The organism is Devosia sp. A449, assembly GCF_054489375.1.
The window spans coordinates 57,982-83,398 of record NZ_JBTMWU010000008.1; the positions used below are offsets into that span (position 1 = coordinate 57,982).

Consider the following 25,417-nt stretch of genomic DNA (forward strand, 5'->3'; position numbering starts at 1 on the left):
AAAATTACCCCCCCAATACGGCTGTAGCCGCACACGCTCACCACATCAACATCAGGAGGCCATCATGGCCAAACTCAACGCGGAGCAAGTGTTCCGCGCGAAAGCGCCTGCCATCATGGCGCAGCTCATCAGGGACTTCCCCATCACGCCGGTGGATGCGGCTGCGATCCTCGGCGACCTGGGGCACGAGAGTGCCGGCCTCACTATCCTGCAGGAGATCAAGGGCAGCTGGCGGCTGCTGCTTGGGGTTGCCGGGCTAGCCGCCACGCTGTCAGGGCTGGTGGTTTCCGCTTCCCAGTGGTGGCCATGGCGGGGGTGATGGGGGCATGGGATTGGGTCGCCAGAGTTGTGTTCCGGCAATGACGCAAGCGGACAGCGACTGGTGTAGCCACAACTAGCTAGGGCCGAGGTCTTCTGGGGGAGCTATCGTTGTGGCCTGCAGGTTGTGCGGAGGTACAATGAAAATTCTCTTGGTAGCTGCTCTGGTCGCGATTCCCTTAGGCGTCATGCCTGTCAGTGCCCCGCAGAACAACTGGGGGCAAGAAGTGAAATCCTGCAATGAAAGTGACTGCTACCCCAACGGAAGCTCACGAGGAGAGTACGTGCTGGAACAAGCTCGTGATGCCGAAGGACCGGGCTATGCGAAGGAGATTCACACTTTTGCAAATCCTGGCAAAGCTGAGCCAAAGGGGAAAAAGTTTTAGGAGCCATCTGGCAGAATCGGCTGGCGGGTGATTTCCGCGCTGTCGGAGGGTGCCGGATATCGATAAGCCCCGCCGAGCCGGAGCCAAGGAGCTCTGGATGGGTCAAGCGGGAGGGCGCAGCCTGGGGGCGGTAAGCCCTCCCTGAGCCCAAGGGCCTACCGTGATCCAGGCCTTGGGATTGTGGCAACATAAAGCCGCAGTGCTCAGCCCAAGTGGTCCTGTGCTACCAGCTTCCGCTCATCATGAACCGCACGGAACACTGTTCGTGTTCCATCAGGCTGTGTTTTCCATCCTTGCTCGAGAATGCCGGCACGCTGCGCCGCGTCAATCAACGCCAGCCGAGCAGGCTCTGCATCTATTGCTCCGTCGACAGCGCCCCGACAGAGTTGCTGGGCGTGTCGGAAATGGGCGCTTGGCGCCGCTGGCCAATGCAGATCCAGATATTCCAGCGCTTCCCAAGCGCTGCGGGCTTGGTAGTTCCCAGTGCTGTTTAGCCGCAGAAATACCGGCTTCTTGAAGGGTCTCTGCCCCATCACTTCCTCCTCAATATGAAACAAGCGATGCGGTTGTCTAGCAGGCCGGAGATGGTGTGCGTGCGACGAACGATCATCAAGAGGCCTATTCGCTAAACTTGGTGTCATGACGCCAGAGTGGGCAAAGAAAAACCCCGCTCGATGGCGAGGCTAGTGCAGGGGGACTGATATCAAGGAGCTGCGAGGCGTTCAGAGGAGCGCATCGAGGCGTTAACAGGCTTGAACCCCTCGCAGCAGCTTTACTGTCGGACGATCCAGCTTGGGTTGCAAGAGCGATGATCCGGTGATCCTGGGCAAGCACGGCGATGTGCCAAAGCATCTCGGGTCGGCTCAAAAGAAAGCCCCGGTATGAACCGGGGCTGAGGTTAGGAGGTCAGGGCGGGAGGGCAGGTTGCATTTGGGGGCACGTCGCCCTCCCTGAGCCTTGGTGTGCCAAAGCCTGCGTCACATTAGGCCGTTCAGGCAGTGCGACGAACACCCCGGCAAAAGGCTGAAATTTTAGACCATCCGAGCTAGCCACGTTTGGGCAACAAAAGGCCCGCCGGCGGCCGGTCAGGCGATGACGGTCACGGCATCAGCCCCATAAAGCGCTGGCCCTTGAGGTTGCGGCCTAGTGCAACGTGCCGACGGGCATGTCGTCATCGTCATAAAACTGCTCCAGCCCTGATTGGGAAATCGCACTCTGGAACTCCATCCAGGCAGCGTCATCAGTATCGAACGGCTCATCCCAAACGGTCGAAGACCCATCCGTCCCTTCGACCTCCAAAATCCATGGGTTCGTCGTGCCGGCTAAGCGGTATATTTTTACCCAGACCAGCAATTCACCCTCCCAGTGTTCGCCTCCGTGGATGGAATACTCAATCTCTGGGTTATCCGGGTTGGGCGGATCGCTAAGCGTCTTGGTCATCTATTTGCTCTTTTTTGAACCCTATTGCCCCGATCGCGGCATCATGCCCGTTATGCCGCCTGCGCTTGGTTCTCACTGGCTTCTGGCTTTCTTCTGCCTTGAGTGCAGCTTCAACCTCATCCAGAAATCTGGTCCACATAGGCCTGCCCTCGTGCAGGGCGTCGGGCGGTATCTTGTAGGCCTTACGGCGTGCGCGGCAGGCCTTCTCTCTCGGATCTACGGGATTGCGCGGGCGGGATGCTGGCTTTGGTTTTCGGGGCTTCACAGGAACGCAGCCCCTTTCGGCGCCGACATTGACCTATGAGCTTCAGCTAGGCCCTCGAGCCAGTGGGCAACGCGTTCAGGAATCTCAACGCGGCCGTGATACCACGCCAGCGTCACCGCTATTTCCACACCCAGCGCCTCGGCCAGTGTAAGCGTCGACCAGCGGATTACATGCAGGCATTCTCTTAAGCGGGCTGGGGTCATTGCTCTTCTTTATCCTCCCCCGCATCCAGCTCGGTGACTTGCCGGTCAAAGCTCTCAAGGAATGCCATCTGCTCGGCAATGACGGCCTCCCGCTGCAGCCGGACAGCGCGGCGCTCGGCCGTTTTCACATTCGGAACGCGGGCAGGACGAGTGTTCATTCTACGAGCTTAGCGCGGCCGGCGGGGGGAAGGGAATAGGCCGGACCATCGATCAAAAAAATCGTGCTCGAGTGGAACGTTTCGCCTCTATCTGCGATCAGCGCCCGTCATGGAGGTTGACGCAACTATGACGGCCCCAGCGGAAACGCTGGGGCCTCTCTGCCGTTTGCCGACGGCACCAAGGGCTCCAAAGCCCAAAGCTCTGTTTATAGCTAGAGCACTCCCTCTCGACAAAACTGCAGGCTAGTTTTTCCCACAAGCCCGCGGCCCACAAGCCGAGCAAATCCCACGAAGTACCAGTGAGTACCAGCAGCCCCAGTGAGTACCAGTAAAAAGACCAGTGAAGTACCAGCAAACTAGGGCCACCACACCTCACGCACTGAGAGTGATTTTGCTCACCAATAGAGCCGAAACGGCAGCGCGTGACCGCAAAACGATGCCGCAAAGGCGAATCAGCTGGGGTTTGCAAGGACAGCCTATGCCGCCTGCGCGAAAGCTAAAACCGTATCGACCGGCCGCGGTTGGTCGCCGAAGCCGCTCGCTCGGAGTGTCTTACTAGAGCGTCACCCCGCGTCCGACGTCGCCATTTTTACCCTGCTTCAGTCGTTTCAATTTGCTGCATATTGCTCTGATTTGCTGCATTTTGTTTCGTACACACCTGTGCATCTGTGGATGCCACCCACCTTTGGCACGGATTTGACTAAACATTACAGCATCTGGTCGTTGCGGTCATCTGTCCGGCCTTTGTGTTGCAGCAGTCGATTTCTGCATGGCCTTGATGGTAGTCCGCTGATCTGGTCTCAATCATCGCCGGGCCATCAGGGCAAGGGGCCACTTCCCCAGCGATGATGCCGCCACGTGAGTGGTCCATGGCCAAGGCTCAGTTCGTCGTCATCTTCGGCGAGCGCTTCATCCGAGCCATGGCGGCGTAATGTGAAATCGCCCGCCACACACGAAATTACTGACAGTCCCTGCCGGTCAGCAACGACACGCTGCTCAGGGTGGTGCGGCGCCGGGCCCGCCAGCCAACTGAGGTTCTGAAGGTTGTCGGCATTGATGACTGGGCCTGGCGCAGGAACCATCGGTACGGTCCGTCGTCTGCGACCTGGAGCGGCGGCGGATCGTAGCACTGTTGCCTGATCGGGAAATCGCCACTGTGGCGGCCTGGCTCGCCAATCATCCGGAAATCAACATCGCCTCCCGTGATCGCGGTGGAGCGACACGATGTTCCTCGACTTCCCAGCCGGAGCCCCGGGCGCGGCTCACAAACCATGCCGTTCTCGCCAGCAAGCTCGAACGCTATTTTAGCCTCCGCTATGGCGAAACGTGCCCCCAGGCCAATGGACACAAGTGTGCATTAAAGGCCGTCGACTGAGCCCCTTCCGGCGCTGTCACCTAGATCGGACCGGCATTTCCTTCTGCGTGGCGAGGCGATAGCTTGCCACGCGGCTGAAAGGCGCGTTGTGCCGCGGCGACCGACCATGAAGGCTAACATGGAGACACAGCCGGGCGAGAGGCGAATGGCGCTCAGCAGAAAACCCATAGCGCGGCGGCGCTTGCCGAACTTGTACAAATAATGGGCCAAGTCGAGACGTAGCAGCGAGTGCTGGTAGGGACAAAGGGCGAGCACGTCCTTGTTTTTCTTGAGGATGCGCAGGAGGCCCGTGCACTCCCTGCGCTTGTTGCGCGAAATGCTGTCGGCTGACATGAAGCCAAGGACGACGGGCTCTGTATCCTCAAAAATGTCCACGTTCCTCGCGACCCGGACAGCAAACTCCCAGTCTTCATTTGCCTGGACGAGCGGGTCGAACCAGACTATCCCGGGATAGCAGTTCCGCCGAAAAAGTGTGTTCTGGAGACTGATCCGGTTGTCCATGAGCAGATGCTGGAGCGTGTTACCGCCGGGCACCAGTTTGGTGGCGGGATCGGGCGCGACGGCGACCTTGCCCTTGCCGAACGAGAATTTTTTGTCGCGGCCGTAGAGGATTTTCGGACCGGTTACAATGCCATAGGCAGGACCGAGCGTGGCGAGGAGCTGCATCTGCCGGTCGAGCTTGCCCGGAAGCCAGAGATCGTCGCTGTCCTGGAAGGCAATAAACTCGCCTTTCGCCAACGCGATGCCGGAATTTCTGGCCGCGCCGGCGCCACCATTCTTGACTCGTCTCGTGAACACCACCCTTGGATCATTGAAGCCGCGAACGATGGGTTCGACATTTTCTGAGGACGCGTCATCGACGACAATCAGCTCCAGATCTGACCAAGACTGGGAGAGAACGCTGGCCATCGCGTCGCCTAGGGAATGCAACCGATTGAAGGTGGGCAGGATCACCGAAACCATTGGTGGACGGGTAAAAGCAGCGTCGTGTTCCATATCACTCATTCCGTTGCCGTGTGGAAATCTGACGGGGGCCACTTGCCGCTTGCTGCCGTTCGCAGCTTGAGGCTTTCGAGGCTTTTCCTGTCGCGTTTGCGCTTGGGCTCGTGGTTGTGGAGCTCTCGCTGGAAGGCTTTTCCGAGAACGCTGGCGACCTCGCCGAGTTTGAAAGAAGCCCTTTGGCTGGATACGGTTTCGTAGATGTCGAGGAGTCGTTTGCTCATGCCTTCGAGGCTGAAATTAGCCTCGACGGTTGCGCGACCAATTTGGCCCAATGCCTCCCGCAGGACCCTGTCGGCCAACAGGCTTTCGATCTGCGCCGCCAGCGGGTCCGGTCCCTCCTTGCCATTGCCGTGCCCATAAAAACCCTGTTGCATGAAGAGGTGAATGGTGTCCGGCGCGAAGATGCGAGAGAATCCTTCCTCACCCTGGACGATCAGCGGGCGCCCGATGGAGAGAGCGCGGAGGGCGGAGCTGCCCATGCCGAGTACGACGTCGGCGGCTGCATAGGCGGATCTGGGGTCGCCCGCTTCGCCGACAAGGCTCACCACTTCCCGGCCATGTCGCGCGTTTACAGCGTTTCCACGGCTGAGCAGGGCATCGCCTGCGGGCCCGCCACCGACGATGGCGAGGCGAACGGGGAAACGAGACGCCAAAAGATCAATTGAATCAATGGCGCGGACCAGGGCGTCGAGCTTGAGATCGACGGCGAGGCGCGACACGGTCACGAACAGAAGGTCGCTGTCCGAAAGCGAAAGCCGCTGTCGGAATGCGCTGCCGTCGAGGCCTGGATGGTCGCGTTGGGTGTCGATTGGTGGCTCTATGGACCAGACCGGGCCCGGGCGAATTTCCCTTGCCTTTTCAGTGAGTTCCGCTGTGCCCATGATCAGGGGCAGCGAGGGAGGAATGAATGGAGAGAGGGTCATGTCGAGGATGGTGGCAAGCACTGGGACGCGGCCGAAAAGGCCGGCGCCGAGATAGGCGTCAAGGCAGGGTGGCCATTCGTAAGTGTGGATGAGATCAGTTTTTTCGCACCTCGCCAGGGCGTAGAGCTGGGCCATTTTTGCGGGTGCCGGACGATACTTGAAGGGTATGGCCTTGACGAATTTCAGACCGAGTTCGCGGATGTAGGGAACCAGGGGGCCGTCTGTGCCGTAGATGATGACGTTGTGGCCTTTTGCGGCGACGGAGGCGGCGAGGTCGATGGCGTTGATCTGGCTGCCGCCGATGGTTAGCTCATGCGGATAAACGATTATTTTCATCTGGCGCCGGGACCCCTGCAGCTTGTTCGCGCAAATTTAGCGGTGCGGACCAGCGGTCGAAATCAGCACAACGGGCTAGGTCCGAAGTTGCGCAGGATGAATGGTGGATGAACGAGGACTGAATGAATCGGCCATCCACCGGCCGCTGCCGAGGAGCAGGATAAAAAGCACGTAGGTTGCGCCCCAGAAGTGGACCATCCACCCGGCGAAGAAGAAGCCGCTCATGGTGATGAGGTAGGCGAGCCGGCACTGTTCCTCGCGCCCATCGAGACCTGTGGCAAAAGTGACGGAGAGCGTGGTTGCGAAAAAGGCCAGCGCCATGAAGAATGCAGCCGGGATGCCGCCGACAATGGCGTTCACCAGCCAGAACATGTCGACGCTGAAGGGCATCCACGAGGGGCGGTCCCATTCGCCCATGCCAACGCCGAAGATGGGATGGTTGAGAACGGACTGCGATCCGAATTCCCAAATCAGCAAGCGGAAATAGGCTGAGGCTTCGTCGAGCGCGAAATAGGAAAAGAGGATTGCCGGCAGCGAGCGATTGGAGAACAGATCGACGACCAGTGCCGAGGATGCAACGATCCCGATCAGCAGCCACCAGCGGCTTGCCAGCTTCCGGAAGACCTTGTCCCAGATTAGTAGCATGATCTGGGCTATGACGGTCGACATCGGACCCGAGGACATGGAGAGAAAGGCCGTGATGGCCACGACGCCCGTGCTCGCCACGCGCTGCGTCATGGTTTTGGCGTAACCGCGGACGATATAGGTCATGGCGAGAGCGCCGGAGCAGAAGACGCCGAAGAGGATGGGGTGCTCGAAGACCGATTGGACACGCCTGATTCCGAGCCGTGGCGGCTGATAATTGATGATGTGCGTGGGTAGGACGCGCGAGGCGAGTTCGAGGACGATATTCCGCCCCGTTGCCACCTCAAGCAGCGCCAGCGGAAACAGCACAAGGCCAACGATAATGAAGAGCAGGCGGGCAAGGGCTTCATAGTCGCGGGCCGAACGAATGTATGCGCGCGCCACCATGTATGCGCCCATCGTTTCAAGCACCTCGCTGCCGGCCTGCTCGACAGCGCCGGAAAAGCCGTGCGCGACAAAAAGGGCGACAGAAATCCAGCAGGAGAACCCAAGCGTGGCGATATCGGCGATGCCGATGCGCCCGGCCTTGCCGCTGAGCAGCCGAAACAAGGCTGGAAAGAACACCACAATCAGAACCATCCGATAGGGCTGCATGGCGAGTGACCCCAGCGGAATGATCCAGGGAATGATCAGGGACCAGCAGAGAGCGATAACGGGCCAGGCAAGCCGGGTGGTTTGGACATCCGGCGCCGCGATGTCGTCCCGGCGACGCTCGATACGCGGCGCGCGAACAGGGCGGTCGGTGGCGCGGGGCGGTCGAGCGGCGGATCGCGCGAATTGCGAGCGTGGAGGTGCCAGACGGGGCGCATTAATTCTGGACAAGGAACAGGCGCTCCGTCTGCGGGTTGGCCCGATCCCTGAGCAGTCCCTTGAGCATCTGGGCGCGGGCCACGCTCACGCGGTCATAGGCAAAGTGCCCTGCATCGACCGCGATCTGGTGACCGAAGCGCCGTCTCAGGGTGGAATCGGCAGCAAGTCGCACTAGCGCGGCGGTGAGAGTATCGACGTCGCCCGGCCGGACGATGATGCCGTTGCGGTCATGTTCCACCAGACGTGATGCGCCCATCGGCGTTGTGATCACCGGCAGGCCACAGCCGGCCGCCTCAAGGGTCACCTGCGGCCCGCCCTCTTCGAGGGTGGGGAAGACGAATACGTCACAGGATCGGTAGAGGTCGCCAAGTCGGGTGGTGAACGGGACGAGCCTGATCCGGTGCTCCGACACTGCATAAGCCAGCCTTTCGGCAAGGCAGGGTTCAATATCACCGACGATCAGAAGCTCACCCTGAACGCGGCTTTTGTCCCAGGCCTTGATCAGCTCGAGGATGCCCTTGCGGACACAGGCTGTGCCGACAAAGAGCGCTCGAAACGCGTTGTCGCGACGGGGAGCGGCCTCGCCGGCAAAACGGGCTGGCTCCCAACCAAAGCTGGTTGGCAGTATCTGCTTGCGGTCCATCCCAGCCTCGGTGAGGGAGGTCTCGGCACAGGGATTTGAGGCGAAGGCGTAGTCAAAGCGCGCCAGCTCCGCCAGTTCGGCCTTCACGGCTGCCTCGGTAATGGAGTGTCCGGGCGGAAGCCCTGCCCTTGCATATGCCTGGTCGAGAATTGGCTTGGCTGTTGCCATGCAGCAATTGATCATTTCCCGGACGGTGACGATCCCCCGACGCCGGGCATGCTCAACAATCTCGGGAGGCGTGCCCGGCCAGAGATAGGCAATGGTGGTTCGGGGGTCGGCCCTGTCCAGCTGGTCCTTGAAATTTTTGACGAGCCGACGCTCTGCCGCGGGTTTGACCTGCGTCCATGGCAAGCGGGACAATGGGAAGCGGAGGGCGGAATCGAATTCGATGTTCGCGGGCCCCTCGGTGCGGAGCCGGGGCAGGAACAGGATGGGCCGGATCGACTGGGCGTTGAACTGGGACAGAATATTGACGCAGCTTTGTGGCCAGCCATTGCCCGCATAGGGCAAGCTGCAATAGGTTAGGCAGGTCAGTTCAGGTCCGTTGTCATGCCTCGTCATGGGGCGACCTCAGCGTCCACCACCACGACACTGCCGCGCTTGCGCCACATGGTCTTGAGATGCCCCAGCCATCCGATCGACGCGGCGAAGCGGCGCGCGATCTCATTGGCCAGTGTGAACAAGGAATGCATCCACAGGACCAGCAGCGGCCATAGTCTTGGCGCGGCGATCATGACATCGCATTCGTTGCGCAACAACTGACCGAAGCGGGATTTGTACTCCGCCTCACCCTGACCGAAATCCATCAGCACCACTGCCGGATCGCGACACAGATCCTCGATCATTCTGAGCATGGCCAGACGGCCGACGGCATATCTTGCGAAGGCCGGATCATAGCCCGGCGTGCCCAGCGCGCAGGTTCCGGCATAGATGGTGCCGGACCAGAAGGCGACGGGACGGCCTGCGCAATAGAGCATCCAGATACGGGCCCACCCCTTTGCAAAACCGATCCGCAAAAGCGCCCGGTCGAGCACCGAGGCGGAAAAGGCGGCGCCCAGATTGTGTTGGTAGGTCAGCTCCGCCACTGCCGCCATATGCGTACATGCTTCCTCAAGCTCATCCGGACGCTCGAAGCGGCGCAGCCTCACATCGCCGTTGAAATGTTTCATCAGGTTGCGCTCTTCACGCCGCAGCATCTTGCGCGTCGATGCCGAGTGCTTAGCGAGAAACGCGCTAAAACTATCCGAAACGTCGATACCCCTGCGGTGCGTCGGGATCTTGCCGTGGTTGCGAAACAACCAGTGACTGACGGCTTTGGCGGCCGCGAGGCGCTGGCCAGCAATATCCAGATTGCGCATGACCACAAGATCGGCGTCTCCCCTGGCCAGGGCGGCACGGATGGCAAAAAGGGCATGCTCCTCGTCGGCGCGGCCGCGCGAGCCTAGAATGCCGTCAAAAGCGACGATCAGAGCGCGCTGCCTGATGTGCCCCACTGTCAAATAGCCGAACTTGAACGGCAGATGCAGATCCTCGGTCCGGGCAACGACCAGCATGTCGTGCCCGTCAGCCTGAATGTGGATGACATAGGGCGCGACGGGCGCCGGGAACGCCTGCACCACAGTCAAAAAATAATCGATATCAGCGTCGATGTTTGGAACGGACAGGGAGGCCCAGAGCGGACGAAGGCTTTCTACCGCTGTCACGGTCCGCGCCACGACGATATCCACCGTCTGCATCGAAAGTGCCCCCCGGCAAGAGACGTCTGCCTACGTAAGCTTGCAAATCTTGCATGATGTTTTGGGCACGAAAATCGACCGAACGGGCTAGATGCGGCCGCAATGGGCGATTGCCGATGCAGAACGAGACGCTGCGTCACCGCGCCGCATTCGGCATCGAGTCGTCACGAGCGTCTGGCAGTATAAAGCACTGTCATCTCAGAAATTTCTTGGCCTGTTCAATATCCGACCTAAGCATTTTTGCTTAGATTTGGACGATCAGAATGCCCTTTTGTCACTCGGACGAGCTAATCATAGCCACAAAATCGCCCATATAATCGACCAACTAGACAGCTTCTTTAATAGGATAGGTAATTAACCATGGGATATTGGCCCGATGGAACTAATTCTGGAATACCCGACGGGGTTACACTGAATGCACGTACCGGCGACATCGTTGTCACGAAGGCAGGTACCGTATTGTCCGGCCTCGATATTCGCGGGACCGTCTATATCCAAGCCGACAATGTGACGATCGAGAACAGCAAGGTCTCCAGCTCTGGTTTTTCGGTGATCAACGTCAAACAGGGGGTAACCGGCACTGTCATTATGGACAGTGAGATCGACGGCCTGGGCAAGTCCGGCAAGGGCATCATTGGTCATGGCACGTTTCTGCGAAACGACATTCACGGTGTCGTCGACGGTATCGATGTGAACGGCAACAATACCCACATCGAAGGCAACTATATCCACGACCTCTATGGCACAGATGATCCGCACTATGACGGCATTAACATCGACGCCAGCAATGTAACGGTGAAACGAAACACTGTGATCGTCGACCATTCGCAGACATCCGCGCTGATGGTGTCGAGCGACTGGGGCACTGTCCGCAACGTTCTCGTTGAAGACAACCTGCTGGTTGGCGCCGGCTATACCGTTTATGCGGTAACGGGCAAGGCTGGCCCTGGCACGCTTGTCGACGTCAAATTCATCGACAACCACTTTGGCAAGGGCCATTGGGGCACGTTCAATACCAACACCAGCGTCCACCAGTCCGGCAACCTCAACGATGGTGACGAGTTGGCTGCAGGTCTGTCCGAGAACGGTGCCTATGTTCCCTCGAAGCCGGGCGAACCCCAGCCTGGCAACCCGGACCCCAATCCCACGCCGTCCCCCGAGAAGGGCGCGACCGAGGGTGACGACGTCCTGACCGGTAACGCCGATGCCAACACCATCAATGGCTTGGGCGGTAACGACCGCATCGATGGCGGTTCTGGCAACGACACGATCATCGGCGGCCTGGGACGAGATACCCTCACTGGCGGCGCTGGAAATGACGTGTTCGTCTTCCGCTCCACCAGCGAATCCGGGACCAACAACTCCACGCGCGATGTGATCACCGATTTCGTCTCGGGCCAGGACAAGATCGACCTCAGTGGTATCGACGCCGACAGCCGTACCTCGGCCAATGACGATTTTACCTTCCTAGCAGCAGACAACGCCGTCTTTACCAAGAAGGCCGGCGAATTGGCATGGCACACTGACGCCGCCAACAACCGGACGATCGTCCAGATCGACGTCAACGGCGACGGCGTCAGCGATCTCGATATCGCCATGGCCGGGATCAAGCAGCTTACGGCCAAGGATTTTATCGGCGTTGCTGGTACGGTCACGAGTCCAACTCCGACGCCGCCCACCACTCCGACGCCAACCCCGCCCAACACGATTAACGGCACAAAGAACGCCGATCGTCTGACCGGCACCAACGGCAATGACACTATTGACGGCCGCGGCGGCAACGACACGCTGTCCGGCGGTAACGGCGATGACATCGTGATCGGTGGTACCGGCCGGGATACGCTCACCGGCGGCGCTGGAAACGACGTGTTCCAGTTCAAGGCCGTCAACGAGATGGGTACCAGGGCCGGCTATCGTGACGTGATCACGGACTTCAAGCAAGGCGCAGACAAGATCGACCTCAGTGCTATCGACGCCAACAGCCGTGTCGCAGGCAACCAGGCGTTTTCCTTCGTCGCCGGAGATGACACCATCTTCAACAAGAAGCCCGGCGAAATCGCATGGCACACCGAAAAGGGTATCACCGTCATCCAGGGTGATATCAACGGTGATGGCCGTCACGATTTCGAGATCCAGCTGACTGGCCACATTCAGCTGACCGAGGGTGATTTCATCCTCTAGTCCGCAACATTGCGACCTGAGTGACGGCTCCCGCCCGCAAGGCGGGAGCCGTCATTTTGCGCCCCGGCCCGGAAGAAATCTGCAGTCGCCGGCCGCCCCAGGTAGGAATCGGCCAGCCACATAGCGAGCGTCATGACAGTAAAGCTAGGGTTGGCGCTGCCCGCGGTGGGAAAGACCGAGGCGCTGGCCACGGCGAGATTGGGGATGGCGTGACAGCGCAGGTCTGACCCGACCACCGAGGTCGCGGGATTGTTGCCGCTTCGCGTTGAGCCCGAGGGATGGGCGCAGGCCTCGGCGCGGTCGCAGATGCGGTTGGCGGGGTCGAGTATCGAATTGTCCCAGTCGAGCGGGCAGAGTGTGTCGAAGCCGGAACGCTTCCAATAGAGGGCGAGGCGACGGACGATGGACCGGAAGGTACGCTCGTCGGCATCACGCGGCTTCCAGTCGAGCTGTGCCATGCCCATTCCGAGACGATCCTTCTTGTGGGAGAGGCGGATGCGGTTTTGCGGATCGGGAAGCTGCTCGACGCCGGCGATTATGCGGAACGGCACATCGCGCGGGACATAAAGCTGGCGGTAACGGAGCCGCCAATAGCTGGCGATGGAGGCGCGCCCGATCTGGCCCAGCGCCCGACGCACTTGCCTCGCTTCCATCCGGCCGTGCTGGAGCCCATGGGCGAGGGCCTTGACGACCGCTAGGCCGCTATCGGGTTTGTCCACTGACACATGGACAAATCCGCTCGAAACATTGTCCGCGACCTGGGCGCTTCGGGATAATTCGAGGTGGAGGTCGCGGCGCGTGCCCTTGATGAAGCGGCCGCCCAGCATGTGGTTGGTGAGCTCTGCGCGCTGGCGATCAACGACGGCGATCTCGGCCTTCAGATGATCCTGAAAATAGCGGCCCAGCGCGTCGGTGCGGGCAAAGGCGCGATCGTCGCTCGAAGCGTCAAGTGCGAGCAACAGGCGGGTGGATTCAATTGTGCCGGCGGCGATGGTGAACTCGTCGGCGCGCACGGTCAGGGTGGCGCCCGAAAGGCTGCGCGCAGAGACCGCCTGCAGACGTCCCTGATCTCGGTCTAGGGCGAAGTCGACGACGCTGGCATGAAGCACCACGGTGAGATTGAGGCTGGAGCGAATCTCCCTGCCAAGCGTGGCCATGATATTTCCGTGCGCGATGGAGGGGCGCTTGGCCCAGCGGGCCTGAAAGTTCTCGATGTCGGCCAGCAGGAGGCCCGAAGCGCCAGGAGCGGCGGCGTCGATGTCTTCAAAAGAATCGTGACCGATCTTGAACAGGTCCTCTAGTTCTCGCTGATAGTGTTCCAGCGCGCCCATGGCTAAGGGCCATTCATCCAGCGCGAGATGCTCGCGGCGTTGTTGATCGTGAGCGCTGATCGGGATCATGCGGCCATGGGTTTCGTCATCGAGTTCAAGGCCACCGCTTTCGAGGAGCACGACCTGCCGATGGTGCTGGGCCAGGCGGCTGGCCAATAGCAATCCGGCAACGCCGCCGCCCACAATGCAATGTGTCGCGCTGGTGGGTAGATTGGCGCTGCCGACTCGAAGGTCTCGAATTGTCATCGGGACACACTCCCAAGGGTTCGAGCGACAGTAGCGCTCGCCGTGAGGTAAGAGGCTGAGTAGTACGGCTGGCGATGTAGCCATTCAGGCTAAGCTTGGCGTTGCGTTCGGGTTATTGTCGGGCACGGCCCGTACCAGCACCCTGTTGCGAAATCGGGAGTGCCGGAATGGTCCAAACGCCGCGCGCCAGCGTCATTCTTCCGCATTTGAACGAGCCGGATCTACTGGCTTGCCTGCAATCGCTCGACCAGCAAAAAATGGATGGGATCCCCTTCGAGATCATCGTTGTGGACAATGGTTCAACGGTGCCGCCCGAGGGCACTGTTTCATTGGTGTCAGGCGCGCGGCTGCTCTACCAATCCATTCCCGGGCCTGGGCCGGCGCGCAATCTGGGCGCTGCGGAGGCAAAGGCGCCGCTACTGCTGTTCATCGATGCCGATTGTATCGCCATGCCGCACTGGCTGTCGCGGATCGTCAGTTATTTCGATGAACACAAGTCGGTCGACATCGTCGGTGGCAATATTCGCATCCAGCCCACCCGTTCAGGGCGGCTGACCGCCGTCGAGGCCTATGAGAGCATCTACAGCTATAGGACCCGCTTTTACGTGGAGCATCATGGCTTTGCGGCGACAGGGAACATGGCGGTCCGGGCCGAGGTGTTCCAAAAAATAGGACCCTTTGGTGGCATCGGCACGATGGAGGACACGGCGTGGGGCCAGCGCGCGACCGGCATGGGATATCGCATCGCCTATCTTGATGGCGCCTGCGTGACGACGCCATCATGCAAGTCTATTGCGGAACTGACGCGGCGTTGGGACCGGCACGTGGCGCATGAATTTGGCGAACTTGACCGGACCCTCGCCAGCGTCGCCCGCTGGTTGGCCAAGACCGCCATCATGGCGTTGTCCCCGTTGGGCGAGATCGTGCCCATCTTGCGCAGCGATCGGGTTGAGGGCGTGCGCGAGAAAATGCTTGCCTTCGCCTGCCTTACCAGGGTTCGGCTCTACCGCGCAGCCCGCATGATCGACCTCCTCTGGCACGACAATGCCGCGAGCATGGTTGACTTGTGGAACCGCGAAAAGCGCTAGGTCAGGTCATTCGATCGGACTAGCGCGTGCCGAATCTACTTCCCAGCGTAGGCCAAACTGCATCGCATGAGCGATGTCTCCGCCCTGCCGCAGCATGGCAATTTTACCGCTGATCCAGACGTGGGAGACGGGCGATGCTGAACGGCGTCAACGGACTTGAAGATCCTGAGGTGACTCCAGACGCTGGAACGGACCGGATCACCGCCATGGCGACCGGCTTCGGCGTCAGCGCGCAGCGTTTGATAGATTTGTGTGACCTGGCAGCGAGTGGCCTCCCGCAGATGGCCCTGCCGGAATTGAGCTTCGTTCACACGATGCGCAGCAAAGCCAACCGCAATGGCTCGGGCAGCAATGCCGAGGGTGATAATCTGCGATATGCGGTCAATGTCGCGCAGGGTCTGGGCTGGGTGCCGCAAGCGGTGCAACATCAGGTTCTGGGCGGCAAGACGGCGATTGACCTGGCTCTTCGCTGTGTCGCCCGTGCGCAGGCAGCCGGCGAACCGGGCGCCGTGGCATTGGCGGCCTGGGCCGCTGCGGAAACCGCTGGGGTCCATACGCCGGCACTCTTTGACATTCTTGCGCGGGCGCTGTCGGCTGAACCGGCAATCCACACCGTGCCCTGCGCCTGGGCGCTGACGGCGGCGGTAGCCGCCCGCCATCTTGGCGATACCAGCGAAGTGGAGCGGCGGGCTGCGGCCAAACTCGCCGGGGCGCAGTCGGATCATGGGCTGTTCCCGCATGTCCTGCCGTCTCGGGCCGCAAGCTGGATCCGCCGCCATGTCGGCAGCTTTGCGGACCAAGTCTATCCGATACAGGCCCTCGCGCGGTTGAGCGCTGCGACCGGTAATGCCGGTGCTCTCAAGGCGGCCAATGCCTGCGCGGCGCGGATTGTGAACCTGCAGGGACCAGCCGGGCAATGGTGGTGGCACTACGATACGCGCGACGGGCAAGTGGTGGAGGGCTATCCGGTCTATAGCGTGCACCAGCATGCCATGGCGCCTATGGCGCTGCTCGACCTCCATGATGCGGGCGGTGTGGATCATCGCCAGGCCCTGGCAAGGGGACTGGAGTGGATCGATGCGCGCCCCGAAACCACAAGCCCGATGGTGTCGGAGGGCGATGGCGTTATCTGGCGCAAGGTCGGGCGCAACGAGCCCAGCAAGCTGTCGCGCAAGCTCGGCGCCGCGACGACGGCAGTGGCTCCTGGCCTGCATCTGCCCTTTATCGACCTGATCTTGCCGACCGGCAAGATCGACCGGGAGTGCCGGCCCTATGAATTTGGCTGGATGCTCTATGCCTGGCGCTCGCGTGGTGTCGTTGCCGAACTGCGCCGGACCTAAGGTTCGCGTAGCGCCTCGTCCAGTCCGCGAATCAGCGGATGAAGGAAATAGGAGATGATCGTCCGCTCGCCGGCATGGATCTCCGCTGAGACGGTCATGCCCGGCAGCAGCACGAAATCCTTCGGCAGGTTGTTCAGTCGGCCCTCGCCCAATTTGACACCCACCTTGTAAAAGGTTGGCCCATTGTCCTGGCCAGCAGGGCTTGGCTGGGTGAAGGAATTACCGCTGATTGACGTTACCGTCCCGTCCATGGTTCCATGGACCTGAAATGGGAAGGCGTCGAACTTGATGCGGGCCAGATCTCCCAGCGCCAGATGGCCGATATCATTGCTTGCGACAATGACCTCGACATCTAGGGGCACATTGATGGGGACGAGCGTGATCAGCGGCTCGGCCGGCTGAATCACCGATGCGACCGAGCGCTGGGCGACCTCCAGGACTGCAGCATCGGCGGGGGCATGGAGCTTGGACATGGTGGCGCGGAGGTCGACCTTGCGCAGTTCTTCCCTGGCGCTGGCATAAGTGTCCTCCAGCTCCACCAATTGCTCAAGCGTCATGCGGCGGTAGTCTTCGATGAAATTCTGGCGCTCGGCCGCGGTCTTGTTGAGCTGTTCGCTCGCTTGCACCTGCTGGCCGGCGATCTGGCTCACGGTTACCTGCAGGTCGAGGCCGAGGTCGCGGCTTTCGAGGAGCGCCAGGCGCGAGCCGTTGCCGGTCTCGGCCAGATCAAAGCGCATGCTCTCGATTTCCCGCAGCCCTTCGAGCCGCTGGTCCAGCGCGGTCTTTTGGGTCAGTGAGGCGTCGATGACGGCCTGGCTTTGCGCAATCTGGGCGTCGAAATCGGTGAGCCGCGCCGCATAGGCCAACCGGCGTTGCCGGAAAAGCTGTTCCTGCATCGCGGCCTCGGACGAGGCTCCCGCTCCAGGGGCGTATGGACGTCCATCCACCTCAGCACGGAGGCGCGCAATCTGGGCGGTGAGATTGGCAATATGCGACTTGAGCTGCCCGGCATCAGACGAGCTGAAGGTGGGATCAAGCGTCGCCAGCAACTGGCCTTTCCGGACTATGTCGCCGGGTTTGACCGTGATGGCGCGAATGATCGAAGTCTCGAATGGCTGCATGACCAATGTCGGCTGACTGGTCGAGAGCTTGCCGGGGGCCACGACGACCTCGTCGATGTTCGAGACGCTGGCCCAGGCGATGCCGGAGCATATGGCGGACGCCACGATATAGAGCGTGAGGCGAGCGACGACAGGCGGCCGACGCTCTTCCAGCGCGATGGCGTCGGTCTGAAAATCCATGACCGTACTGTGCCCAACGGGCTTAGTCACAGCAGCAGGCGGCGCCTTTTTAGGTTTTACGAGCCGTGGTTTTTTGCTGAAGTTCTTCATCCGACGAGCTTTATTTGCTGGTTCCAGAGCTGGCGGTAGGTGGTGCAGCGGGTCACCAGCTGGCTGTGCGGACCCGAATCCACCAATTGCCCGCGATCGAACACGAGGATGGCGTCGGCATCGGTGAGCATGGAGAGGCGGTGGGAGACGATGATGACCGTGCGGCCCGCTGCGATGCCTTTGATGGAGCGTTTGACGATAGCTTCGCTCTCGGGGTCCAGGGCGCTGGTCGCTTCATCGAGAATGAGGATTTTTGGATTGGTGACGAGCGCCCGCGCAATGGAGAGCCGCTGGCACTGACCGCCCGAAAGGTTCTCGGCGCCTTCCTCGATCCGCGTATCATAGCCACGGGGCAATTGCTCGATGAACTCGACGGCGCCGGCGAGTTCGGCAGCCTCCACGATTTGCTCGAAGGTGGCATCTGGCTTGGCGGCGGCGATGTTGTCGCGGACGGTGCCACAGAAGAGGAAACTGTCCTGTAGCACGACACCGATGCTGCGGCGCAGGTGATTGAGATCCAGTTCGCGCACGTCGTGGCCGGAGATGCGGATAAGGCCCTGCTGGATGGGATAGAGGCCCTGAATCAGGCGCGTCATGGTGCTCTTGCCGGAACCGCTGCGGCCCACCACGCCCATGACGCTGCCTCCGGGAACGACGAAGCTGATATCTTTGAGCGCTAATGCCCCATCCTGACGATAGCGGAAGGCCACGTTTTCGAACTCGACGCCGCCGGTGAGCTCTGGGCGCAGACCCTCGCTGCGGCCGGCATTTTCGACCTTCTCGTTCATCACTTGCCCGAGCATGCGCACCGAAAGGGCCACCTCCTGATATTCGTGGACCATCGTAACGATCTGCACCAGGGGGCCAGAGACACGGCCGGCCAGCATGTTGAAGGCGATGAGCGCACCCACGGTCAGTACGCCGTCAAAGACTTGTAGGGCACCAAAGACGATGATGGCGACCGACATCAGCTTTTCGACAAGGCCAGTGACGGCCTGGGCGGTGACGGAGATGACCTCGACCTTGAAGCGGCTGTTGATAGTCTGGGCCGAGCGATCGTCCCAATTGCGCCGCTGCAAAGGTTCCATGGCGAGCGATTTGAGCGTGCGCACACCATGCATGGTTTCGACCAGCAGCCCCTGCCGCTCGCCTTCGGCGGCATAGAGATCGGCCAGCCGCTTGCGGAAGGGCACGACAAGCAAGGCCACGACAAGGCCAATAAGCGCACTGGCGCCAAGGACGATCAACGCCAGAAAGGTACTGTAGAGAAAGAGCACTGGAATGAAGACAATGAGCGAGAGCGCATCGAGCAGGGTGAGAAACAGGCGGCCGGTGAGGAATTCACGGATGCGGCCCGCCTGTTGCATATGCTTGACCAGCACGCCGGCAGAAGCCTGCTCGAAGTAGGTAATCGGCAGATCGAGCAGATGCCGGAAGGTGCGGGTTGCCACACGGATATCGATGCGATTGGTGGCGTAGACCAGCAGATAGCGGCGCAGGAAAACGAAGACAGCTTCAAAGATCAGGGCGATGCCGATGCCCACCGCGAGGACACTGAGCGTCGAATAGCTTTCATGCACCAGCACCTTGTCGATGACGAGCTGGAAAAAGATCGGCGTGGCGAGGCCCAGCGCGTAGAGAAAGAGCGCGGCAATGGCGACGTCGGTGAAGAGGCGCGACTGCTGCAGAATTTCGGGGATGAACCAGCGAAAGCCGAAGGGTTGTTCGGGGTCAGCCATACCATAGCTACGTTTGGCCAGGAGCACTTCGCCGGACCAGTGTTTGGCGAACTGATCGAGTTTAACGACAATCATGCCGCCGACCGTCTCGGCCAAAGGATCATAAAGCCTGAGGATACCGGCACCGGCTTCGTCTTTGTCGGCGCCGATGATGGCCACCCAATTGCCGTTTTGAAGCCGAACCAGCGCCGGGTAGGCTTGGCCAAGGCGCAGCAGGGCGGGGGCGCGCAGACGCGTGCGGCGGGCCTTGAGGCCGGCATTTTGCGCCATGCGCAACATTAGGTCTGGGCCAATGCCCTCCTCGCCAAGGGCGTATTCGGCAATCAGCCGTTCCGCGCTCACGTCGACATTGTGATGCCGAAGCACGGCGGACAGGCAGGAGGGGCCGGTCTGGATCGACATTTGGCGACGGCGTCAGACGAAGTTCGGCGAAACGCCGTCGCTCGACCTGGCGGGCCTGGCGGTGGCCGCCAGGTTGGGCTCGTTGCGGCGGATAGCGCCGGCTTCGATCAGTCCGTTCATGGCGTTTTGCAGCACTTCGAAGCTGTTGGCAAAACCTTCAAGCGACATGACGATGCGCATACGATGCTCGGGCACTGGCTGGCCCATATCGTCGCGCATGGTGTGGGAGAGGCTCACCAGGTCGAGCCGCATAATCGTGCCGGTAACGGTGATTTCGCCAATGGCATCGGCGTAGATTTCGGCTTGCATGGTGTTGGTCTCCGGTTGGTGTTCAGGTCGCGAGCTGTGCGTTGAAGACGACGTCGACATAGTAGTTGGAGGCATTGTAGCTGCTGGTGGGGAAGGCGCTGGAGCTGCCATAGGCGTAGAGGCCGTTACCGCCGCTTGTGGCGCTGGAAGGCGCGGTCAGTGGCCCCGAGGTGATCGCCTGGTTAAGGCCTGCACCGGTGACCGAGTAATTGCCATTGGTGTGATAGGAGATGACATAGGTCGCGCCTGCGGTGATGGCGATTGGCGTGGCAAAGTTTGCTGTCTGCCACCCGCTGGCAGTTTCGTTCTGGAAGCTGACACGGCCTAGATTGGTACCGGTCGAACTCCACAGCGTCGCCACATGCGGGCCGGTATTGTTGGGGCCTTTGTAGAATTTTGCCGCAGTGATGGTACCATTCTGGGATGAGGTGAACTTCATGCCCAGCTCGACCCCATTGGGGTCGTTGACCGAGATTGTTGCCGGTGTGGCGCTGGCGGCAAACAGGGAGACGCCGGTGGCTGCCGCCGCAACATTGAGGCCAACATTGGCGGAGGCAACGCCGCCACGGCCATCGGCGATGGCATAGTTTAAGGTGGCTGGGCCGGTATAGTTTGTGTTGGGCGTGAAGGTGATGATGTTGGTCGTGGCGTTGAAGACGGCGGTACCGTTCGTCGCGCCACTCGTGCCCGTAATGGTCAAGAGATCACCGTTGGCATCACTATCATTGGCCAGCAGTGTTGCCGCCTGGATTTGGAGGGGCGTATTGCGCTGGACCGTGATGCCGCTGTCATTGCCGGCGACCGGGGCGGTGTTGGCGCCGGGCGCGTAATAGACATCCACCCAGTAATTGGTGGCGTTGTAGCTATTGGTCGGGAAGAGGGGACCAGGGCCATAGGCGAAGAGGCCGTTGCCATTGCTGGCGCCGCTACCATTTTGCGGGGCGGTGATCCCGTTGTTGCTGATCGCGGTGTTGAAGGCCGCTGCAGTGGCGGAATAGTAGCCGGAATTGGTGTGATAAGAGACGACATAGCTCGTGCCCGCCGTCACTGCGATTGGGCTGGAGAAGCTGGCCGATTGCCAGCCACTGCTGGATTCATTGGTGAAGGCGACGGTGCCGAGCTGGATGCCGGTGCTGCTCCAAAGCGTGCCGGTATGAGGACCGGTGTTTTGTGGGCCCTTGTAGAAGCGGATACCATTGATCGATCCGGCAAGGGCTACGGTGAAGCGCATGCCCAGCTCGACCGAAGCCGGATCATTGGCTGTAACAGTGGCGGGCGTGGCATTGCTCGCAAACAGCGAGTTACCGCTGATGGCCTGGGTGACCGTCAGGGCGACGGAGGCCGAGGCGGTGCCGCCGCGTCCATCGCTGATTGAATAGACGAAGGACGCCGCGCCCGAATAGCCAGCGGTAGGGGTAAAGAGCACAGCATTGGTCTGGGCGTTGTACACCGCCGTGCCGTTGACACCGCCGGAGGCGCCGGTGATCGACAGCGGATCGCGGTCGGGATCATTGTCATTGGCCAGAAGTGCGGCGGCGCTCAGCGTCAGCGCCGTATTTTTCTGTGTTGTGTAGCCGCTGTCATTGGTCGCGATGGGGGCGCGATTGGTCGCTGCTGTCGCATTCATGATGACGTCGACCCAGTAATTCGTGGAGTTGAAAGAACTGGTCGGCATGAGGTTCGCTGTGCCGTAGGAGAAGACCCCATTGGCTCCGGCAGGCGCCGTGAGCAGGCCAGAGGCATGGCTCGTCGCGAAGTAATTGCTGGTTGTCGCATAGTGGCCATTGCTGTGGTAGCTGGCCACATAGGTGGTGCCCGCCGTGATCGGCACGGCATTGCTGAACATGACGGTCTGCCAGCCGCTTGCAGTCTCGTTGACGAAGGTGGCGGTGGCTAGCAGCGCGCCGGTGCTGGTCCAGAGCGAACCACTATGGGCTCCGGTGTCGAGTGCGCTCTTGTAGTAGCTGACGCCCGTGATGACGCCAGAGGCAGAAGCGACGAATTTGACACCCAGATTAACCTGGGCGGCGTCGGAATTGCTGAGCGTGGTCGGTGTGTCCGAGGGCCGGAACAGGGTGCTGGTGGTGACCGAGGGGGAAACATTCATGTTGACCACGGCCGAGCCGACGCCGCCGCGACCATCCGAAATCGAATAACCAAAGGACGCCGGGCCGGTATATCCGGTGGTCGGGATGAAGGTGAGGGTTTGCGCCTGGGCGTTTAAGGTGACGGTGCCGTGGGATGCAGATCCAGCGCCAATAACGGTCAGCACATCGTTATTGGGGTCGGTGTCATTGCCGAGCAGGGTCGCCATGGCGAAAGTGATCGGCGTATTAAGCTGCACCAGATAACCATCGTCATTGTGGCCGATAGGGGCCGCATTGGGCGTGGGAACGCCACTGAACACCACATCAACCCAATAGTTGGCGCTCGAACTGGTTCCCGGAAAGGCGCTGGCGCTGTCATAGGAATAGAGGCTACCCGTCGAGGTAAGAGGGCCTTGCAGATGCGGCGTAGCGTAGTAACTGGGCGAGGCGGCATATCCAATACCGTAATTGGATGCGACATAGCTGGTGCCAGCGGTGATCGAGACCGGGTTGTCGAAGATCACTGCTTGCCAGCCGCTGGGTGTCTCGTTGCGGAAGGTGGCGCGGGCCAGCAGCGTACCGGTGGAGGTCCAGAGAGAACCGATATGTTCGCCGCTGTTGCCGGTGCCCTTGAAATAGCGCAGACCGACAATGCTGCCCGACTGGTTGGAGCTGAAGGTGACGCCGAGATTGACCGGCCGGTCATCGAGGCTGAAGGGCGCGGTGGGGGTTTCGCCCGGGCCAAAGAGATTGCCCGAGCCGCCCTGATCGACGCTGACCGCTCTGCCGGCGGTCGGCGTTTCGAGATTGATGCTGTCGTCGACGGCGCGCGACAGGATCGTATAGGTGCCGCCCACAAGGGGGGTCCAGCTATAGCTCCAATTGGAGGCGCCGGTGGCGCGATGCCATGAGGCGCCACCATCGGTCGAGACCTCGACCACCGAAACCAGACCGCCGCCATGATCGGTGGCAGTCCCGGTGACGGTGGCGGTCTTGGCTGCTTCGAGCGGCTCGGTCAGCGGGTTGATAACGGTGGTCGGCGCCAGACTGTCCATACTCTGGCTGGCCGTAACGAGGCTCTGCATCAGCGTTGTCGGCTGTACGCCCATATCGGCGAACAGATTGATCATCGCCTGCTGGACGTTGCGGTCGATCGGGGTTGCCTCATTGTCGTGGTGGCTGTCGAGGCCCCAGGACCAGTAGACGGTGCCGGCGCCGAAAACGAGTGCGCCGCTGGGAGCACGATAAAGCGTCAGGCTGTGCTGCGCCGTACCCGGACCGGTGGAGGCGCCATAGTCGAGCAGCAGGGTGTTGACGTCCACACTGGTGGAGGACAATGGCACCAAGCCCGCCGGGCGGAAGCCATTGTCGACGTCGGAATCCCACTCATAGCCAAGCAGGTTCTTGGTGAGCGTATAGACTTCGCCCGGATTGATGTCGGCGACGGCGGTATTGGTCCAGAAGCGCAGGTTGGATATGTCATAGGGCACGTTGATGGCGTCGAGCCGATAGGAATCGACAGTGAACATGGTGCCGGTCAGGTTGTTTTCCGGCCGCCCGGAGCCGAGCACCGGATCGCGCCAGGTGGAGGTGGTGCCTTCGGGGTCGCTGTCCGCATTGTCCCAGCGCTCCTTGTAGGAGACGAGCGTTTTGTAAGGCGTGCCGCTGCCGTCAATGCTGGTTTCCCAACGGGTTTCCCAATAGACCTCGTTGCCGCTCCAGAACGACAGATTGACCCCCGCATCGCGGGCAGCTTCGACATTGGCGCGCTGTTCGCCAGACCAGTATTCGTCATGGCCGACACTGAGAAAAATCTTGCTGTTGAGCAATTGGGCGGCGTTGGACGCTGCGTCGATGCCGGAGATGTAGTTGATGTCGTAGCCATTCTGCTCAAGGAAGCGGATGGCTGGATATTCGGCCCCGAAGATGTAGTCCTGCGGTCCAGCGGCGAAACCGCCATCGCGGGTGATTATGGGACGGTTGTAGCTGACCTTGCTGGCGCGGCCGGTGCGCAAGCCGCCGCCAATGCCACCGTAGAAATTGTAACCGCCCCACCAATTATAGGCCTGCCAGGTGGTGTCCGCGGTCTGGAAGGTGATGTCGCTTGGTGCTTCGTCATTGCGCACGATAAAGGGGATCATGTTCTCGCCCAGCGAGCCATCGAGGCGCGTCAGCTTGGCGAAATAGACCCCAGAAACGGCATCGGCCGGAACGGCCCAAGAGGCCGAGACGGACCAGTTGCCGGCATCGACAAGTTTGGTGGTTGGGTCGAAAAGCGGCAGCGGCTGGGATTGGGCACTGGCCAGATTGCGCTCGATGGTGTGGACCAGCCGGGCGCCATCGCCGCCATAGTAGCCGAGGCGGTAGATCTCGATCCGGTAATTTTTTGAGTCGGTGCTGATTTTGAAGTCGACAGTTTCGCCATGGTTCAGCGTAAATTGGGCGGCATAGCCTTCTATCGATGGATCGGCGAGGCCAATCAACCACTCGCTTTCTGGCGTGCCCTGCTTGCTGTTTTCCAGCACAATTGCATTTGGCGTGGCCGATAAATTATTGAGAGTCGACATGGTGTCACGCGCAAGACTAGTGCTCGCGCTGGTCGGCGCATCGACCGGTTCGTAAAAATCGAGAACGCGCTGGGCATAGCCAGTCGGCTTGCCATTGGTGGCGGCCGGACCACCTGTGCGCACGGAACACATGGTGCAGGCGCGGCCGGTACAGGTGCCGCAGGGCGTCGTGGCGGAGGCGGCGACCCAGCTGGCGCGCCAGTCAAGCAGATCCGGCGCTGCGGTTTTGTCGGTCTCCGAAGCGGCAGCGGGGGATGGGGCTTGCGGCGACGGCTCTGGCGGCGTCTTCAAGGCTTGCCCGGTCGCGGAGGCGTCGGCCAAGCGAGGTGTGCTCCCAGAGCGGGAAGGGCCGCTGGCCTCAACAGGACTCGCCGGCAGTAGATGTGGCGAGAGCGTCGGTTGGAACTGGGTCGGGGCAAATGTACTGCCGGCGACGGTAGCGTCCGGACCATAGGCTATCGCGGGCGTCAACGCGTTGGGCAGGTGTTGCGAGCGA

The 25,417-nt window shown here is 60.9% G+C and carries 18 protein-coding genes and 2 pseudogenes; 7 read left to right on the top strand and 13 right to left on the bottom strand.

The genetic code is table 11. The features are described 5' to 3' along the window. Positions 1-64: 64 nt before the first annotated feature. Entirely contained in the window at positions 65-319 is a 255-nt protein-coding gene (locus ACX3OW_RS18440; RefSeq protein WP_459097265.1) for a hypothetical protein, read from the top strand. Positions 320-458: 139 nt separating this feature from the next. Then, complete coding sequence (locus ACX3OW_RS18445) at positions 459-704, top strand: hypothetical protein (RefSeq protein WP_459097266.1); 246 nt, start codon at positions 459-461, stop codon at positions 702-704. 203 nt (positions 705-907) lie between these two features. Here ACX3OW_RS18445 and ACX3OW_RS18450 read toward each other — a convergent pair whose 3' ends face one another. The 3 genes from ACX3OW_RS18450 to ACX3OW_RS18460 all read right to left on the bottom strand — a co-directional run bounded on the left by ACX3OW_RS18450 (position 908) and on the right by ACX3OW_RS18460 (position 2,770). Beyond that, positions 908-1,345, bottom strand: coding sequence for a DUF982 domain-containing protein (locus tag ACX3OW_RS18450; RefSeq protein WP_459097267.1), 438 nt, complete (start codon positions 1,343-1,345; stop codon positions 908-910). A 502-nt stretch (positions 1,346-1,847) separates the two neighbouring features. Next, positions 1,848-2,144 (bottom strand): hypothetical protein, encoded by a 297-nt coding sequence (locus ACX3OW_RS18455; protein ID WP_459097268.1) that lies wholly within the window; start codon positions 2,142-2,144, stop codon positions 1,848-1,850. 464 nt (positions 2,145-2,608) lie between these two features. Continuing rightward, positions 2,609-2,770, bottom strand: coding sequence for a hypothetical protein (locus ACX3OW_RS18460; RefSeq protein WP_459097269.1), 162 nt, complete (start codon positions 2,768-2,770; stop codon positions 2,609-2,611). Positions 2,771-3,578: 808 nt separating this feature from the next. Here ACX3OW_RS18460 and ACX3OW_RS18465 point away from each other — a divergent pair. Both ACX3OW_RS18465 and ACX3OW_RS18470 read left to right on the top strand, forming a co-directional pair. Then, positions 3,579-3,702, top strand: a pseudogene (locus tag ACX3OW_RS18465) (IS256 family transposase); the annotation flags it as partial. A 39-nt stretch (positions 3,703-3,741) separates the two neighbouring features. Continuing rightward, a pseudogene (locus ACX3OW_RS18470) lies at positions 3,742-3,986 on the top strand (transposase); the annotation flags it as partial. Positions 3,987-4,127: 141 nt separating this feature from the next. On the opposite strand, the gene ACX3OW_RS18475 reads toward ACX3OW_RS18470, so the two are convergent. The 5 genes from ACX3OW_RS18475 to ACX3OW_RS18495 form a co-directional block, all read right to left on the bottom strand. Beyond that, the gene (locus ACX3OW_RS18475; protein ID WP_459097270.1) at positions 4,128-5,141 is read right to left on the bottom strand and encodes a glycosyltransferase family 2 protein; all 1,014 of its coding nucleotides are present in this window, start codon (positions 5,139-5,141) and stop codon (positions 4,128-4,130) included. A gap of 5 nt (positions 5,142-5,146) precedes the next feature. Continuing rightward, complete coding sequence (locus ACX3OW_RS18480) at positions 5,147-6,406, bottom strand: glycosyltransferase family 4 protein (RefSeq protein WP_459097271.1); 1,260 nt, start codon at positions 6,404-6,406, stop codon at positions 5,147-5,149. A 75-nt stretch (positions 6,407-6,481) separates the two neighbouring features. After that, positions 6,482-7,873, bottom strand: a complete 1,392-nt coding sequence (locus tag ACX3OW_RS18485; protein WP_459097272.1) for an O-antigen ligase family protein — start codon at positions 7,871-7,873, stop codon at positions 6,482-6,484. After that, positions 7,860-9,065 carry a glycosyltransferase gene (locus ACX3OW_RS18490; protein WP_459097273.1) on the bottom strand — a complete coding sequence of 402 codons (1,206 nt, stop codon included), beginning with the start codon at positions 9,063-9,065 and terminating at the stop codon, positions 7,860-7,862. The genes ACX3OW_RS18485 and ACX3OW_RS18490 overlap by 14 nt, the downstream gene beginning before the upstream one ends. Beyond that, entirely contained in the window at positions 9,062-10,231 is a 1,170-nt protein-coding gene (locus tag ACX3OW_RS18495; protein WP_459097274.1) for a GNAT family N-acetyltransferase, read from the bottom strand. Before ACX3OW_RS18495 ends, ACX3OW_RS18490 begins: the two co-directional genes overlap by 4 nt. A gap of 468 nt (positions 10,232-10,699) precedes the next feature. On the opposite strand from ACX3OW_RS18495, the gene ACX3OW_RS18500 reads away from it, so the two are divergent. Further along, positions 10,700-12,421 (top strand): M10 family metallopeptidase C-terminal domain-containing protein, encoded by a 1,722-nt coding sequence (locus ACX3OW_RS18500; protein WP_459097275.1) that lies wholly within the window; start codon positions 10,700-10,702, stop codon positions 12,419-12,421. Here the strand turns inward: ACX3OW_RS18500 and ACX3OW_RS18505 are convergent. Then, positions 12,418-14,082, bottom strand: a complete 1,665-nt coding sequence (locus ACX3OW_RS18505) for a GMC oxidoreductase (protein ID WP_459097276.1) — start codon at positions 14,080-14,082, stop codon at positions 12,418-12,420. The two genes, ACX3OW_RS18500 and ACX3OW_RS18505, sit on opposite strands and share 4 nt — an antisense overlap. Before the next feature lie 83 nt (positions 14,083-14,165). On the opposite strand from ACX3OW_RS18505, the gene ACX3OW_RS18510 reads away from it, so the two are divergent. After that, positions 14,166-15,086, top strand: a complete 921-nt coding sequence (locus ACX3OW_RS18510; RefSeq protein WP_459097277.1) for a glycosyltransferase family 2 protein — start codon at positions 14,166-14,168, stop codon at positions 15,084-15,086. A gap of 134 nt (positions 15,087-15,220) precedes the next feature. Beyond that, on the top strand, positions 15,221-16,426 hold the full coding sequence (locus ACX3OW_RS18515) for a hypothetical protein (protein WP_459097278.1): 1,206 nt from the start codon (positions 15,221-15,223) through the stop codon (positions 16,424-16,426). Here ACX3OW_RS18515 and ACX3OW_RS18520 read toward each other — a convergent pair. The 4 genes from ACX3OW_RS18520 to ACX3OW_RS18535 form a co-directional block, all read right to left on the bottom strand. Then, the gene (locus ACX3OW_RS18520) at positions 16,423-17,727 is read right to left on the bottom strand and encodes an HlyD family type I secretion periplasmic adaptor subunit (RefSeq protein ID WP_459097279.1); all 1,305 of its coding nucleotides are present in this window, start codon (positions 17,725-17,727) and stop codon (positions 16,423-16,425) included. The genes ACX3OW_RS18515 and ACX3OW_RS18520 overlap by 4 nt on opposite strands. A gap of 86 nt (positions 17,728-17,813) precedes the next feature. After that, positions 17,814-19,958 (bottom strand): peptidase domain-containing ABC transporter, encoded by a 2,145-nt coding sequence (locus tag ACX3OW_RS18525; protein ID WP_459097280.1) that lies wholly within the window; start codon positions 19,956-19,958, stop codon positions 17,814-17,816. Positions 19,959-19,970: 12 nt separating this feature from the next. Next, a complete protein-coding gene (locus ACX3OW_RS18530) occupies positions 19,971-20,267 on the bottom strand; it encodes a hypothetical protein (protein ID WP_459097281.1) in 297 nt (98 codons plus the stop codon). A gap of 22 nt (positions 20,268-20,289) precedes the next feature. Beyond that, complete coding sequence (locus ACX3OW_RS18535; protein ID WP_459097282.1) at positions 20,290-25,242, bottom strand: DUF4082 domain-containing protein; 4,953 nt, start codon at positions 25,240-25,242, stop codon at positions 20,290-20,292. Between the last annotated feature and the right edge of the window lie 175 nt (positions 25,243-25,417).